Source organism: Burkholderia orbicola, assembly GCF_900100915.1.
Classification (GTDB): domain Bacteria; phylum Pseudomonadota; class Gammaproteobacteria; order Burkholderiales; family Burkholderiaceae; genus Burkholderia; species Burkholderia orbicola.
The window spans coordinates 262,449-278,295 of sequence record NZ_FNKW01000001.1 but is presented as its reverse complement, the minus strand read 5'-3'; the positions used below and the strand labels follow the sequence as shown (position 1 = coordinate 278,295).

The window sequence follows — 15,847 nt, the reverse complement described above, 5'->3', positions numbered from 1 at the left end:
ATGGAAAGGGTGAGCGGATCAGCGCCGCTGGCGGTTTTTCGCGTCGAGATACGCGCGGTGTGCGTCCACGACGCCGGCGCGTTCGGACACCTGCGGCACCGCGACTTCCCACCACGCGCCGCCGTCGTCGGTCGTGCGCTGGTGCGTGGTGTCGATCACGAGCACCTGACTGGTCGTCGCCGCACGCGCGCGCTTCATTTCGTGGCGCAGCTCGGCAATGTCGCGCACGTGCACGGCTTCGGCGCCCATCGCGCGTGCATGCATCGCGAAGTCGATCGTCGAGCGTTCGCCGCCTTCGGGCACGCAGTCGTCGAGCATGTTGTTGAAGCTCGCGCCGCCGCAATTGAGTTGCAGCCGCTCGATGCAGCCGTAGCCGCGGTTGTCGAGGATCACGACGATGATCTTGCGGCCGAGCATCACGGAGGTCGCGAGTTCGGCGTTGAGCATCATGTACGAGCCGTCGCCGACGATCACGATCACTTCGCGCTCGGGCCGCGCGAGCTTCGCGCCGAGGCCGCCCGCGACTTCGTAGCCCATGCACGAATACGCATAGTCCATGTGGTAGTTGCCCGGTACGCCGCTGCGCCACAGTTTGTGCAGTTCGGCCGGCAGCGTGCCGGCCGCGCACACGACCAGGTCGTCGCGCGCGCTGTCGCGCCCCGCGTCGGCCGCGGAGTCGCGCACCGCGCCGATCACTTCGGCGTCGTACGGCAGCGTGTCCTTCGGAATCCGGGTGGTCAGGTCCGTCACGCGTGCGTTCCACGCGGCGGCCTGGTCGCGGTTCGCGGCGGTCCACGCCGCGTCGGCGCGCCAGCCGGCCAGCGCGGCCGACAGTTGCCCGAGGCCGGTGCGCGCATCGGCCACCAGTTGCCGGCCGCGCTTCTTGCCCGCGTCGAACGGCTGCACGTTCAGGCTCAGCAGCGTCGCGTCGCCGTAGAGCGCGTGCGAGCCGGTCGTGAAATCCTGCAGCCGCGTGCCGACCGCGAACACGACGTCGGCCTGCGCGGCCGCGCGGTTCGCGGCGGGCGAGCCCGTCACGCCGATCGAGCCGAGGTTCAGCGGGTGATCCCACGCGAGGCTGCCCTTGCCGGCCTGCGATTCGGCGACCGGCACGCCGTGCGTGTCGGCGAACGTGCGCAGCGCATCCCACGCCTGGCTGTACAGCACGCCGCCGCCGGCGACGATCAGCGGCTTCTTCGCGGCCTTCAGCACGTCGAGCGCATCGGCGAGTTCGAGCGCGTCGGCCGGCGGCCGGCGCATCCGGATCAGCGGCGGCGCGAAGAAATCCTCGGGCCAGTCGTACGCGAAGGTCTGCACGTCCTGCGGCAGCGCGAGGCACACGGGCCCGCATTGCGCGGGATCGGTCATCACCTGGATCGCGCGCGGCAGCGCGACGAGCAGTTGCTCGGGCGACGTGATGCGGTCGAAGTAGCGCGTCACGGGCCGGAAGCAGTCGTTCGCGCTGACGTCGCCCTGTTCGAAATCCTCGACCTGCTGCAGCACCGGGTCGGGCAGCCGCGACACGAACACGTCGCCGGGCAGCAGCAGCAGCGGCAAGCGGCCGACGTGCGCGAGCGCGGCCGAGGTCAGCATGTTGGTCGCGCCGGGGCCGATGCTCGACGTCGCGGCCATCATCCGCTGGCGGAAATTCGCTTTCGCGAACGCGACGGCCGCATTGGCCATCCCTTGCTCGTTGTGCGCGCGAAACGTCGGCAGCCGGTCTTTCTCCGCGTGCAGCGCTTCGCCGAGCCCGGCCACGTTGCCGTGGCCGAAGATCGCGAACACGCCGCCGCAGTACGGCAGGATCTCGGTGCGGCCGTCGGGCTGGACGACTTCGGCGCGCAGGGCGGCCAGGTAGCGCACGAGCGCCTGGCTGACGGTCAGTCTTACGGTGGTGGTCATCGTCGGTCGATAGAGAGAAGTCGGGTGGTCGTCACGAACACGGGCATCAGGCCGCGGCGGCGCGCGCGGCGGTACGGCGGCCCAGCCACGCGTCGACCAGTTGCGCGAAGTTGCCGGCCACTTCGTCGATCAGCGCCTGATCGTCGATCCGGCCCGCGAACCAGTTCAGCGACGCATCGGCCCACAGCGTGCGCCCGACCATGAAGCCCTTGACGATCGGGTTGGTCGCCGAGCGGAAGCTGTCGACGAGGTATTGCAGCGGCTGGTTCAGCCCGAGGATCACCGCGCCGCGGCAGTGCGGGTCGCGCTCGGCGATCAGCGCGGCGAGCCGCGCCCAGCCGTCGGCGGTGAGCGGCGTGAGCTTCCACCATTCGGGCTTCACGCCGAGGTTGTAGAAGCGCGCGATCGTGCGCAGCACCGCGTCGTCCTCGGTGCCGGCCGGCGTGACCGCGCGCGGCGGAATCATTTCCAGCAGCAGCTCGTTGCCGCTCGCACGCGTGGCTTCCCACAGTTCCAGCACGCGCTGCTCCTGCTCGACGCGCAGGTCGACGGGGTCGTCGGGGTGATAGTGGACGAGGCACTTCACGACCTGTTCGGTCGGCCAGTGCGTGAGCGACGAGCCGACCGAGCGCGTGTCGTCGAACCGCAACGGCCGCGAGCCCGGCAGCTCGACCGGACGGCCGACCCACCAGCCGCGCCCGGTGGCCGACGCGAGCGCGTCGCTGCCGTACGCGCCGCCGTCGATCAGCACGCCGACGTGGCCGGCGATGCCGCGATCGCGCTCGACCTGTTCGACCGCACGCACCAGCAGGCGCTTCAGCGTCTTGATCCGCGCTTCGTCCGCGCCGGCCTGCACCGCCAGCTCGTAGAACTGGCTGCGATGGTCGAACGCCATCACGCACAGGTCGTCCCATTCGCGGCGTGGCACCGTCACGCGATGCAGGTGCGCGAGCGTGCGGTCGGCGTCGACCTGCGGATTGCGGCTGCCGTCGAACCAGTGCGCGAGTTCCGCCGGCGTCGGCATCGCGGCCGAGCACGCATGGCGCGACACGACGATCGCGCCGCACGCGTTCGCGATGCGCGTCGATTCGGCCCAGTCGCACCCGCGCAGCAACCCCGACAGCAGGCCGGACAGGAACGCATCGCCCGCACCGAGCACGTTCAGCACTTCGACGCGCTCGCCGAGAAAGGTCGGCGCAGCGTCGATGCCGGCCGGAATGTCGCCTTCGATCACGCAGCAGCCGAGCGCGCCGCGCTTGACGACCAGCGTCGCGTTCGTGATCGCGCGCACCGCCTGCAACGACCCGATCAGGTCGTGCGGCACACCGCCCGCGATCAGGAATTCCTCCTCGGTGCCGACCAGCAGGTCGAATTCGCCGAGCACCTGCTGCAGTTGCCGTGTCACCTGCGCGTCGGGCACGTAGCGGTTTTCGCCGGCGCCGCGTGCGGTCAGCCCCCACAGCACCGGCCGGTAGTCGATGTCGAGGATGCGCACGGCGCCGTGGCGGCGCGCATATCCGAGCGCAGTCAGCGACGCCTCGCGCGTGCCCGGCGTCGACAGATGCGTGCCGGTGATCGCCAGTGCGCGGCAACCGGCGATGAAATCCTCGCTGATCTCGTCGGCGCGCACGGCCATGTCCGCACAGTTCTCGCGCACGAACAGCAGCGGGAACGTATCTCGATCCTTCAGTCCGAGCAGCACCAGCGCGGTGAGGCGCTCGCGGTCGGTCTGCAGCTGGCTCGTGTCGCAGCCTTCGCGCTCGAGCGTCTCGCGCAGGAAGCGGCCCATCTGCTCGTCGCCGACGCGCGAAATCATCGCGGTCTTCAGCCCGAGCCGCGCGACGCCGAACGCGACGTTGCCCGACGAGCCGCCGAGATACATCTGGAAGCTGCGCGCGTCCTCGAGGCGGCTGCCGTACTGCTGCGCATAGAGATCCACGGCCACGCGGCCGAGGCAGGCGAGATCGATGGGGCGGTCACTCGGAAAGTTCAGCAGGCTCATATCACGTGTCACGCTCGCGGCCGGCGTTCGGCGCTGCCGGCAGATTAGGGGACCGATCCGGTGGCGACTGTCCGCGGCCTATGCCGCACGACACGAGGCTGCCTGCCACCGGGAGTCGGGCTACGGAACGGAGTCTAGACTTTTTGGAAATACAGTTCCCTAGGTGAAATCACGTAGAAATAAATTTCCAAATTTTCGAGGAAGTGATCTACAGTTTCATCCGGATGCTTCAGTCCCGATCGGACCAGATCGGACTCGGCCCGGCGGCGCGCAACGCGCCGTCTTCCGCCCCCCGGAGATGAGGAGACAGATTGATCATGAAGACCAAGCTGATGGCCGTCGCGGCCGCCGCGATCCTGGCTGCGCCGCTCGCGCATGCCGAGAAGATCGGCGTGACGATGGCATCGTTCGACGACACGTTCCTGACCATCCTGCGCAACAGCATCGCCGATTCGGCGAAGAAGGACGGCGCGACGGTGCAGATCGAGGACGGCGGCAATGACGTCGGCAAGCAGTTGAGCCAGGTCCAGAACATGATCGCGCAGAAGGTCGACGCGATCATCGTGAATCCGGTCGATACCGACGCGACGCCGAAGATCACGAAGATGGTGACCGCGGCGAAGATCCCGCTCATCTACGTGAACCGCAAGCCGGTCGACTTCGACAAGCTGCCGGCCGGCGTCGCGGTCGTCGCGTCCGACGAAAAGCAGTCGGGCACGCTGCAGGCGCGCCAGGTGTGCAAGCTGCTCGGCGGCAAGGGCGATCTCCTGGTGCTAATGGGCGAGCTGTCCAACGAATCGGCGCGCGCCCGCACCAAGGACATCGAGGACGTGATCGCGACGAAGGAATGCTCGGGCATGAAGATCGTCGACAAGCGCGAAGGCAAGTGGAGCCGCACACAGGGCCAGGACATCACGATGAACTGGCTAAGCTCCGGGACGAAGTTCGACGCGATCGTGTCGAACAACGACGAAATGGCGATCGGCGCGATCAACGCGCTGAAGGCCGCGCGCAAGCTCACGCCGAAGACGGTCGTCGCCGGTATCGACGCGACGCCGGACGGCCTCGCGGCGATGAAGGCCGGCGAGCTGAAGGTGTCGGTCTACCAGAACGCGACCGGGCAGGGCGCGCAGGCGGTGGCCGCGGCGCTCAAGCTCGCGAAGAAGCAGCCGGTCGATCGCTACGTGAACGTGCCGTTCGAACTCGTGACGCCGGAGAACATGAACCAGTACGCGAAGCACTGACCGGTTTTTCCGCTGAACTGCGCGGGCCCGGCGCGACCGGGTTCGCGCGCGATTTTCGAGGAACGTCCATGTTTACAGCCAGGATCGCGCGCTCGATGGCCAGCGAAAGCGCACCGGCCGCGTCGTCCGCCGCGCCCGGTTCGTCCGGTGCGCCCATGGCCGACTGCGTGCTCGAGGTGCGCGGCGTCGGCAAGTCCTTTCCCGGCGTCGTCGCGCTCGACGGCGTGCAGTTCCGCGTGCGCCGCGGCACCGTGCATGCGCTGATGGGCGAGAACGGCGCGGGCAAGTCCACGCTGATGAAGATCATCGCGGGCGTCTACACGCCCGACCAGGGCGAAATCCTGATCAACGGCGAACCGGTCGTGCTGAACGGCCCGCTCGATGCGCTCGACCGCGGCATCGCGATGATCCATCAGGAACTCAACCTGATGCCGTACATGACGGTCGCGGAGAACATCTGGATCCGCCGCGAACCGAAGAACCGCTTCGGCCTGATCGATCACGCCGAGCTGCGCCGCCGCACGGCCGCGCTGTTCGAGCGGCTGTCGATCGACATCGATCCGGAGACCGACGTGCGCACGCTGACCGTCGCGAGCCGCCAGATGGTCGAGATCGCGAAGGCCGTGTCGTTCGACTCGGACGTGCTGATCATGGACGAGCCGACCTCCGCGCTGACCGACAAGGAAGTCACGCACCTGTTCCGCATCATTCGCCAGCTGCGCGAGCAGGGCAAGGGCATCGTCTACATCACCCACAAGATGAACGAGCTGTTCGAGATCGCCGACGAGTTCTCGGTGTTTCGCGACGGCAAGTACATCGGCACGCATGCGTCGAGCGACGTCACGCGCGACGACATCATCCGCATGATGGTCGGGCGCGAGATCACGCAGATGTTCCCGAAAGAAGACGTGCTGATCGGCGACGTCGTGCTGTCGGTGAAGGATCTCTGCGTCGACGGCGTGTTCCGCGACGTGAGCTTCGAGCTGCGCGCGGGTGAAATCCTCGGCGTCGCGGGCCTCGTCGGCTCGGGGCGCTCGAATGTCGCGGAGGCGCTGTTCGGCGTCGTGCCGGCCACCTCGGGCGAGATCCGCATCGACGGCAAGCCGGTGCGTATTTCGACGCCCGCACAGGCGATGAAGCACGGGATGGCGTTTCTCACCGAGGACCGCAAGGATTCCGGCTGCTTCCTGAATCTCGACCTGCTCGCGAACATGGAAGCGGCGGTGCTGAGCCGCCGCTACGTGAAGTTCAATTTCGTGCAGCAGGCGCAGTTGAAGCGCGACTGCGAGGAAATGAGCCGGATGCTGCGCGTGAAGTCGCCCGGGCTGCACGAGGAAATCCAGAACCTGTCGGGCGGCAACCAGCAGAAGGTGCTGATCGGCCGATGGTTGCTCACGCAGCCGCGCATCCTGATCCTCGACGAACCGACCCGCGGCATCGACGTCGGCGCGAAGGCCGAGATCCACCGGCTCGTCAGCGCGCTCGTCGGCAAGGGCGTCGCGGTGCTGATGATCTCGTCGGAAATGCCGGAAGTGCTGGGGATGAGCGATCGCGTGATGGTGATGCACGAAGGGCGCATGACCGGCATCGTCGATCGCAAGGACGCCGACCAGGTCCGCATCATGGATCTCGCGTCGCGCTGAGCCGCAACAAGATTGGAGACAACTGAAATGGGCAACCTGAACCCGGTCGCGGATGCGCAGACCATGACACTCAAGTCGCGGCATGCGAAGTGGCCGCCCGAACTGAGCATCTTCCTGGTGCTGGTCGGCATCAGCCTGTTCTTCGAGGTCGTCGGCTGGATCGTCGTCGGCCAGAGCTTCCTGTTCAATGCCGAGCGGCTCGAGATCATCGTGCTGCAGATGGCCGTGATCGGCATCATCGCGGTCGGCGTGAACCTCGTGATCATCACCAGCGGGATCGACCTGTCGTCCGGGTCGGTCGTCGCGGCGGCCGCCGTCGTGTCGGCGAGCCTCGCGCAGGTGTCCGACTTCCCGCGCGCGGTGTTTCCGCACCTCACCGACCTGCCGGTCATCTGGCCGGTGCTGGCCGGCGTATGCGTCGGGCTGCTGGTGGGCCTGCTGAACGGCACGCTGATCGCGCTGACGGGCATCCCGCCGTTCATCGCGACGCTCGGCACGATGGTCGCCGCGCGCGGCTTCGCGAAGTGGTTCACCAACGGGATGCCGGTATCGATGCTGACCGACCCGTTCGCGGCGATCGGCGCAGGGGCGAATCCGGTGATCATCTTCCTGGTGGTGGCCGCGATCTTCCACATCGTGCTGCGCTACACGCGCTTCGGCAAGTACACCTACGCGATCGGCGCGAACCGCCATGCGGCCGTCGTGTCGGGCATCAACGTCACGCGGCACCTGATTTTCGTCTACGCGATCGCGGGTCTGTTGAGCGGGATCGCCGGCACCGTGACGGCCGCGCGCGCGATCTCCGGCCAGTCGGGCATGGGCGTGATGTACGAGCTCGATGCGATCGCGGCCGTCGTGATCGGCGGCACGTCGCTGTCGGGCGGCCTCGGCCGCGTGACGGGCACCGTGATCGGCGTGCTGATCCTCGGCGTGATGACGTCGGGCTTCACGTTCATCCGCATCGACGCGTACTACCAGGAGATGGTCAAGGGCGCGATCATCGTCGCGGCCGTGATCGCCGATCAGTACCGCAACAAGAAGTCGCGTCGCTGATCGACTCCAACCCTGTCGAAACCACGAAACTGCCCAGGAAGAAGATGAAGATCGCACTGGACCCCTACATGATTCGCCACCTGCCGCTCGACCGGCTGCCGCACGCGGTGGCCGAGCTCGGCTACGACCAGATCGAGCTGTCGCCGCGCAGCGACTTTCTCGACTGGTGGGTGATGCCGCGCGCGACCCGCGAGCGCATGGCCGCATTCCGCCAGGCGCTGCGCGCGAGCGGCGTGGGCCTCGCGTCGCTGCAGCCGATGTACCGCTGGGCGAGCCCGTTCGACGACGAGCGGCAATGGGCGGTGCGCTGCTGGAAGAAGGCGATCGAGGTGGCAGTCGAGATGGAGTGCCCGCTGATGGTGTCGGAGTTCGGGCGCGGCGCGTCGCCCGAGCGCTCGGTCGGCGAGCGGCCGGGCGCGAACCCGAAGGAGCTGTGCGAGGCCGCGTGGTTCCGCTCGATGGACGAACTGCTGCCGATCCTCGAGCGCGAACGTATCGTGCTGTCGGTCGAGCCGCATCCGGAGGACTGGATCGAGCAGTTGCAGCCGGCGATCGACATCGTCACGAATCTCGATTCGCCGTCGTTGAAGCTGTCGTATATCGCGCCGCACACGTTCTACTACGGCGACGACATGGCCGCGATGATCGCGCAGGCCGCGCCGATCCTCGCGCACGTGCGCGTGGCCGACACGTTCGACCACCGCAAGAGCAGCCAGTTGCGCTACATCGTGAACCCGCCCGGCTCGAACCAGATCCGCGTGCACCAGCATCTCGACATCGGGCAGGGCGAGATCGATTGGGACGTGTTTTTCCGCGCACTCGGCGCCGCCGGCTTCGACGGCGTGATGTCGTCGTGCGTGTTCGCGTGGGAAGACCGCGCGGAAGCGTCGTCGCGCTACATGCGCGACGCGATCCAGCGCTACGTCGATCGCCATTTCGATCGCACCGCGCGCTGACTGATGACCGATTGCTGACCGGCGCGGCACGGGCCGCGCCGCTGATGAACGAACGACTGGAGAGAACTGCATGACCTTGCAAATCGGCGTGATCGGCTGCGGCGCGATCGGCCAGGACCACATTCGCAGACTGACCCGCACGCTGTCCGGCGCGCGCGTCGTGGCCGTCAACGACATCGATCCGCAGCAGGCGCGCGACGCGGTGACGAAGTACGGGCTCGACGCCGAGATCTACGGCGACGGCCACGAAGTGGTCGCGGCCGCCGACGTGCAGGCCGTGCTCGTCACGTCGTGGGGGCCGACGCACGAAGCGTTCGTGCTCGACGCGATTGCGCACGGCAAGCCGGTGTTCTGCGAGAAGCCGCTGGCCGTCACGGCCGACGGCTGCATGCGGATCGTCGAAGCCGAAGTCGCGCACGGCAAGCGGCTCGTGCAGGTCGGCTTCATGCGGCCGTACGATGAAGGCTATCGCGCGCTCAAGCGCGTGATCGACAGCGGCCAGATCGGTGCGCCGCTGATGCTGCATTGCGCGCACCGCAACCAGTCGGTCGGCGAGCGCTACACGACCGACATGGCGATTACCGACACGCTGATCCACGAGCTCGACGTGCTGCGCTGGCTGCTCGGCGAGGACTATGCGAGCGCGCAGGTCGTCTATCCGAAGAAGACGCGCCATGCATCCGCGCATCTCGCCGATCCGCAGATCGTGCTGCTCGAAACCGCGAGCGGCGTGCGCATCGATGTCGAGATCTTCGTGAACTGCCAGTACGGCTACGACATCCAGTGCGAGGTCGTCGGCGAGCAGGGCATCGCGAAGCTGCCCGATCCGCCGGCCGTCGGGCTCAAGCATGCGGCGCGGCAATCGGTCGAGATCATGACCGACTGGAAGGAGCGCTTCATCGCGTCTTACGACGTCGAGCTGCAAGCGTTCATCGACGGCGTGCGGCAGGGCGCGCTGACCGGGCCGTCCGCGTGGGACGGCTACGCGGCGGCGGTCGCGGCCGACGCGTGCGTGCGGGCCCAGCAGAGCGGCGCGGTCGAGGCGATCGCGATGGCCGAGCGTCCCGCGTTCTATCGCGGCTGACCGGTCGCTGACCTGCCGGAGAGACCGACATGACGATGAAGATTGGCTGCGCGCCGTGTTGCTGGGGCGTCGACGACGTGAAGAACCCGCACCTGCCGCCGTGGCGGCATGTGCTTGCCGAGGCCGCGCAGGCCGGCTACTCGGGTATCGAGCTCGGGCCGTACGGCTACATCCCGCTCGATCTCGACGTGGTGAGCGCCGAACTCGAACGCCAGCGCCTGAGCATCACGGCCGGTACGATCTTCGACGATCTCGTGTCGCCGGAGAACCTGCCGAACCTGCTGCGCCAGACGCGCGACATCTGCGCGCTGATCACGCGGTTGCCGAAGCTGCCAACGCAGGACGGTCAGCGCTACGCGGCGCCATACCTGGTCGTGATGGACTGGGGCCACGAGGAACGCGACTACGCGGCCGGCCACGGCGATCGCGCGCCGCGGCTGTCCGACGAGCGCTGGGCGCGGATGGTCGACCATATCCGGCAGATCGCCACCATCGCGCGCGACGAGTTCGGCGTGCGCGCGGTGATCCATCCGCATGCGGGCGGCTACATCGAGTTCGCGGACGAGATCGACCGGATCGTCGCCGACATTCCGGCCGAGACGGCGGGCCTGTGTCTCGACACCGGCCACCTGCATTACTCGGGCATGGACCCGGAAACGTGGCTGCGCCGCCATGCGGCACGGCTCGACTACGTGCATTTCAAGGATATCGACGCAGCCGTGTACGACGCGGTGATGGGCGAGCACATCGCGTTTTTCGCGGCCTGCGCGCGCGGCGTGATGTGCCCGATCGGCACCGGCGTGCTCGACTACCAGGCGATCCGCCGCGCGCTCGACGACATCGGCTACGCCGGCTACATCACGATCGAACAGGAGCGCGACCCGCGCAACGCCGGCACGAGCCTGCGCGACGTCGCCGCGAGCCGCGCGTTTCTCGCGTCGGCCGGTTTTGCATGATCCCCTGAACCCGCACCAGGAACACCACCATCATGATTGACGGACAGATTCTGCTTGGCCATTCGATTCGCTGGGGCATGGTCGGCGGCGGGCTCGGCAGCCAGATCGGCTACAGCCACCGGTCGGCCGCGCTGCGCGACGGCAGCTTCCAGCTGGTTGCCGGCGCATTCGATATCGATCCCGAGCGCGGCCGCCAGTTCGGCGTGAAGCTCGGCGTCGCGGCCGAGCGCTGCTATCCCGACTACGCGACGATGTTCGACGCCGAGGCGCGTCGCCCGGACGGCATCCGCGCGGTGTCGATCGCGACGCCGAACAACACGCACTTCGAGATCTGCCGCGCCGCGCTGAACGCCGGGCTGCACGTGGTCTGCGAGAAGCCGCTGTGCTTCACGACCGAGGAGGCCGAGGCGCTGCAGCGCCTGTCGGTCGAGAAAAACCGGATCGTCGGCGTCGCGTACGGCTATTCCGGACACCAGATGATCGAGCAGGCGCGCGAGATGATCGCGCGCGGCGACCTCGGCGAGATCCGCATCGTGCAGATGCAGTTCGCGCACGGCTTCCACAGTGAAGGCGTCGAGGCCGCGAGCGCGGCCGCGCGCTGGCGCGTCGATCCGAAGTTCGCCGGCCCGAGCTACGTGCTCGGCGACATCGGCACGCATCCGCTGTACATCTCCGAGGTGATGGCGCCGGAACTGAAGATCCGCCGGCTGATGTGTTCGCGGCAGAGCTTCGTGAAGAGCCGCGCGCCGCTCGAGGACAACGCGTTCACGATCATGGAGTACGACACCGGCGCGATCGGCTACGTGTGGTCGAGCGCGGTGAACGCCGGTTCGATGCACGGGCAGAAGGTGCGCGTGATCGGCTCGAAGGCGAGCGTCGAATGGTGGGACGAGCATCCGAACCAGTTGCGCTACGAAATCCAGGGGCAGCCCGCGCAGGTGCTCGATCGCGGGATGCCGTACCTGCGTCCGAACGCCACGCGCGAAGACCGCATCGGCGCCGGGCACCCGGAAGGGCTGTTCGAGGCATGGTCGAACCTGTACGCGCGGTTTGCACTCGCGATGGATGCGGCCGATCGCGGCGACGCCGCGGCGGTGAAGGCCATCCGCATTCCGGACGTCCACGCGGGCGCCGAGGGCGTGCGCTGGGTCGAGAATTGCGTGCGTTCCGCCGATGCGGGCAGCGTGTGGGTCGACTATCGTTGAATCGGGCACGCCGGCTGCGCCGCGCTCCGTCGTGGTTTGTCGCGGCAGCCGGCCTCGGTAGACACCCTGATCTTTACGACGCCGCGAGCGCGTTGGACAATCGTTTCCAGTCTTGCCGTGGAGCGTGTGCAAGTGATGACCGAGCGCGTGGGAGCGAGCCGGCGGCGCGGGTCGTGCCGCAAACGTGATTAAATTCGCCCTTCATGCATGTATCCAGTCGAGCCCCGGGCCGCGCCGGCCAGCCGCGCGCGCATCGGGGCCGTCAACTTCGCGCTATCCGATGAGCTCATCCGAGAAACCTCCCGCCACCGTCGAGGCGTTCCTGCAGCACCTGACGCAGGAGTACGACGGCCTCAGCAATCGCCTGAAGGTGATCGCGCGCCACGTGGAAACGCATCGGGACCAGCTTGGGCTGGAAGGCATCCAGTCGCTCGCGGAAGCCTGCGGCGTCCAGCCGTCGGCCGTCGTGCGCTTCGCGAAGCACTTCGGCTTCTCCGGCTTCTCCGAGATGCAGCGGCTGTTCCGCGAGGGGCTTGCGCAGCAGATCGCGCCGGGGCGCGCGTACAACCTGCGGCTGCGCGACGTGATCGAGGCCGGCTCGTCGAGCCTGCAGCCCGAACAGATCGCTGACGAATTCATCAAGGGCAGCATTGCCGGGATGCAGCAGTTGCGGCAGACGCTCGACTCGCAGGCACTCGCGCAGGCCGTCGACCTGCTCGCCGATACGCAGGCGATCTGGATCGCCGGGTCGCGGCGCGCGTTTCCGATCGCCGTGTATCTCGACTATGCGCTGCAGCACACCGACAAGCGCATCGGGCTGTTCGACGCGCTCGGCAGCATGCATCTCGGCCAGATCCGCTCGGTGCGCAAGGGCGACGTGATGATCGCGATCTCGTTCATGCCGTATGCGGACGAGACCGTGCAGGTCGCGCAGCAGGCCGCGCAGCGCGGCGCACGCTTGATCGCGATCACCGACAGCCGGATGAGCCCGCTCGCGCGGGAAGCGGAAGTGACGCTGATGGTGCAGGACAGCGCGACGTTCGGTTTCCGCGCGCTGACGGCCACGATGGGTCTCGCGCAGAGCCTGTTCGTCGCGCTCGCGTACCGGCTGGAGCTGTCGTACCTGCCGACCGCCGACGGCGCGCACGGCACGAAGGCCGGTTGATCCCGACTGCCGGTGCGCCGCCCGCCGAACGGATCGGCGGAGGGCGCACCGGCCGGCTTACTTCGCGGTCGGCATCGCGAATTCGGCGCCCTTGCCGATGCTCGACGACCAGCGCTGCATCACCGACTTCTGGCGTGTGTAGAAGCGCACGCCTTCCTCGCCGTACGCGTGCATGTCGCCGAACAGGCTCTTCTTCCAGCCGCCGAAGCCGTGCCACGCCATCGGCACCGGAATCGGCACGTTGATGCCGACCATGCCGACCTGGATGCGCCGCGCGAATTCGCGCGCGATCCCGCCGTCGCTCGTGAAGCACGACACGCCGTTGCCGAACTCGTGCGCGTTGATCAGGTCGACCGCCTCGCCGAAATCCTTCACGCGCACGCAGCCGAGCACCGGCCCGAAGATCTCTTCCTTGTAGATCCGCATGTCGGGGCTCACGTGGTCGAACAGCGTGCCGCCCGTGAAGAAGCCGGCCTCGCGGCCCGGCACGCGCAGCCCTCGGCCGTCGACCACCAGTTGCGCGCCTTCGTTCACGCCTTGCTCGATATAGCCTTCGATGCGCTTGAGCGCTTCGCCGGTGACGATCGGGCCCATCTCGACTTCCGGCGACATCCCGTCGCCGATCACCAGCTTGCGCGCGCGTTCGGCCACGGCCGGCACGATCCTGTCGGCCACGTCGCCCACCAGCACTGCGATGCTGATCGCCATGCAGCGCTCGCCGGCCGAGCCGTACGCGGCGCCGATCAGCGCGTCGACCGCCTGCTCGAGGTTCGCGTCGGGCATCACGACGAGGTGGTTCTTCGCGCCACCGAGCGCCTGCACGCGCTTGCCCGACTGCACCGCGCGCTGCTGCACGTAGGCGGCGATTGGCGTCGAGCCGACGAAGCTGACGGCCTGCACGTCCGGGTGGTCGAGGAGGGCATCGACCGCGCCCTTGTCGCCCTGCACGACGTTGAACACGCCGGCGGGCAGGCCGGCCTGCGTGAGCAGGTCGGCGATGAACAGCGCGGCCGACGGGTCGCGCTCGCTCGGCTTCAGCACGAACGTGTTGCCCGTCGCGAGCGCGACCGGGAACATCCAGCACGGCACCATGCACGGGAAGTTGAACGGCGTGATGCCCGCGACGACGCCGAGCGGCTGGCGCATCGTCCAGTTGTCGATGCCGGTGCTGACCTGGTCGGTGAAGTCGCCCTTCAGCAGTTGCGGCACGCCGCACGCGAATTCGATGATGTCGATGCCGCGCGCGACTTCGCCCTGTGCATCCGAGAACACCTTGCCGTGCTCGGCCGTGATGATCGCCGCCAGCGTGTCGCGGTGCTCGTTCATCAGCTGCAGGAAGCGGTGCAGCACGCGCGCGCGGCGGATCGGCGGCGTGTCGGCCCAGGCCGGGAACGCCGCGTGGGCCGACGCGACGGCCCGTTCGACTTCGTCGTTGTCGGCCAGCGCGACGCGCCGCACCGCGCGACCGAGCGCCGGATTGAAGACGTCCTGGAAGCGGCCGCTGCGGCCGGCGACGGGCGCGCCGTCGAGGTAGTGGCCGACGTCGGCGTCGGACGTATAGGCGGGAACCGTGGTCATGCGTGTCTCCTGGGGATGAGGGGCAACAGCGCCTAGTCTAGGGAAACCGGCAGGGTGGGAGAAGGCCGCGAAACTTGATTCACTGTTCAGAATTCTGAATAATCAGTGGATGAATCAGCAAAATGTCCAGGCGCTCTGGCCGCATATCCATTCGCTGACGGTGCTGGCCGCCGCAGGCAGTTTCACGGCTGCCGCGCAGCGGCTCGGCATCAGCAAGGCCGCGATGAGCCAGCGCATCGCCGATCTCGAAAAGGCGGCCGGCGTGCCGCTCGTGCGCCGCACCACGCGCAGCGTGCGGCTCACCGATGCGGGCCAGACGCTGGTCGACAGCACGCGCGACGCGTTCGAGTCGATCGGCCAGCATTTCGCGCGGGTGAAGGATCTCGCCGGCGAGCCGCGCGGGCTGCTGCGCGTGACGGTGCCGGTCGCGCTGGGGCGCCAGCAGGTCGTGCCGCACCTGCCCGATTTCCTGCGCCAGCATCCGGGCGTGCAGATCGAGCTCGACCTGTCGGACCGCCTGCATTCGCTGACGCAGGAAGGCTTCGACCTCGCGATTCGCCATACCACCACCGCGCCGCAGACCCACGTCGCGTGGAAGCTGTGCGACACGCGTTCGCTGCTGGTCGCGAGCCGCGACTATCTCGACGCGCGCGGCGCGCCGCGCCACCCGAGCGAACTCGTCGATCACAGCTGCCTGTGCTACCTGCGCGACAACGAGCCGGCCGCGTGGAGCTTCGAGCCGGACGGCCGCCGGCGCCAGCGCGTGAGCGTGCCGGTGCGCGGCAGTTTCGCGGCGAACAACAGCGAGGCGATGCGCGAGGCCGCGCTCGGCGGGCTCGGCATCGCGCTGCTGCCCGATTTCAGCGCGAGGCGCGATCTCGACGCCGGCCGGCTCGTCGCGCTGCTCGACGGCTGGCGGCCGTCGGGCGCGTTCGGCGACCATATTTTCGCGATTCGTCCGTACAGCCCGGTCGTGCCGAGCGCGGTGCGCGCGCTGGTGCGCCACTTGCGCGAGCGGCTCGCGGGCGGCTTCTCCGGCGCGTGAGCCGGCTGCCGGCG

General features: G+C 68.1%; 12 protein-coding genes. 9 read left to right on the top strand and 3 right to left on the bottom strand.

Features of this window, described 5'->3' with window-relative positions; all coding sequences use genetic code 11:
• Window positions 1–18 precede the first annotated feature (18 nt).
• Window positions 19–1,902, bottom strand: coding sequence for a 3D-(3,5/4)-trihydroxycyclohexane-1,2-dione acylhydrolase (decyclizing) (gene iolD / locus BLS50_RS01230; RefSeq protein ID WP_074800113.1), 1,884 nt, complete (start codon window positions 1,900–1,902; stop codon window positions 19–21).
• Window positions 1,903–1,948: 46 nt separating this feature from the next.
• Window positions 1,949–3,904: a bifunctional 5-dehydro-2-deoxygluconokinase/5-dehydro-2-deoxyphosphogluconate aldolase gene (locus tag BLS50_RS01225; protein WP_074800109.1), complete on the bottom strand. Its 1,956-nt coding sequence runs from the start codon at window positions 3,902–3,904 to the stop codon at window positions 1,949–1,951.
• Between the two features lie 317 nt (window positions 3,905–4,221).
• Between BLS50_RS01225 and BLS50_RS01220 the strand changes: the two genes are divergently transcribed.
• From BLS50_RS01220 to BLS50_RS01185, 8 genes are all read left to right on the top strand, one after another.
• Window positions 4,222–5,148: a sugar ABC transporter substrate-binding protein gene (locus BLS50_RS01220; RefSeq protein ID WP_074800106.1), complete on the top strand. Its 927-nt coding sequence runs from the start codon at window positions 4,222–4,224 to the stop codon at window positions 5,146–5,148.
• Between the two features lie 68 nt (window positions 5,149–5,216).
• Entirely contained in the window at window positions 5,217–6,791 is a 1,575-nt protein-coding gene (locus BLS50_RS01215) for a sugar ABC transporter ATP-binding protein (RefSeq protein WP_074800104.1), read from the top strand.
• A gap of 27 nt (window positions 6,792–6,818) precedes the next feature.
• Complete coding sequence (locus tag BLS50_RS01210; protein WP_054927647.1) at window positions 6,819–7,844, top strand: ABC transporter permease; 1,026 nt, start codon at window positions 6,819–6,821, stop codon at window positions 7,842–7,844.
• Window positions 7,845–7,888: 44 nt separating this feature from the next.
• Window positions 7,889–8,800, top strand: a complete 912-nt coding sequence (locus tag BLS50_RS01205; protein WP_053523979.1) for a sugar phosphate isomerase/epimerase family protein — start codon at window positions 7,889–7,891, stop codon at window positions 8,798–8,800.
• Between the two features lie 70 nt (window positions 8,801–8,870).
• Complete coding sequence (locus BLS50_RS01200) at window positions 8,871–9,884, top strand: Gfo/Idh/MocA family oxidoreductase (protein ID WP_027807877.1); 1,014 nt, start codon at window positions 8,871–8,873, stop codon at window positions 9,882–9,884.
• Window positions 9,885–9,913: 29 nt separating this feature from the next.
• Complete coding sequence (locus BLS50_RS01195) at window positions 9,914–10,840, top strand: TIM barrel protein (RefSeq protein WP_074800101.1); 927 nt, start codon at window positions 9,914–9,916, stop codon at window positions 10,838–10,840.
• A gap of 32 nt (window positions 10,841–10,872) precedes the next feature.
• Window positions 10,873–12,045 carry a Gfo/Idh/MocA family protein gene (locus tag BLS50_RS01190; RefSeq protein WP_074800098.1) on the top strand — a complete coding sequence of 391 codons (1,173 nt, stop codon included), beginning with the start codon at window positions 10,873–10,875 and terminating at the stop codon, window positions 12,043–12,045.
• Between the two features lie 280 nt (window positions 12,046–12,325).
• The gene (locus tag BLS50_RS01185) at window positions 12,326–13,210 is read left to right on the top strand and encodes a MurR/RpiR family transcriptional regulator (RefSeq protein WP_027807874.1); all 885 of its coding nucleotides are present in this window, start codon (window positions 12,326–12,328) and stop codon (window positions 13,208–13,210) included.
• Between the two features lie 57 nt (window positions 13,211–13,267).
• On the opposite strand, the gene BLS50_RS01180 is transcribed toward BLS50_RS01185, so the two are convergent.
• Window positions 13,268–14,788, bottom strand: a complete 1,521-nt coding sequence (locus BLS50_RS01180) for a CoA-acylating methylmalonate-semialdehyde dehydrogenase (protein WP_074800093.1) — start codon at window positions 14,786–14,788, stop codon at window positions 13,268–13,270.
• 109 nt (window positions 14,789–14,897) lie between these two features.
• Here BLS50_RS01180 and BLS50_RS01175 point away from each other — a divergent pair, with 109 nt between their 5' ends.
• Entirely contained in the window at window positions 14,898–15,833 is a 936-nt protein-coding gene (locus BLS50_RS01175) for a LysR family transcriptional regulator (protein ID WP_011545214.1), read from the top strand.
• The last annotated feature ends 14 nt before the right edge of the window (window positions 15,834–15,847 follow it).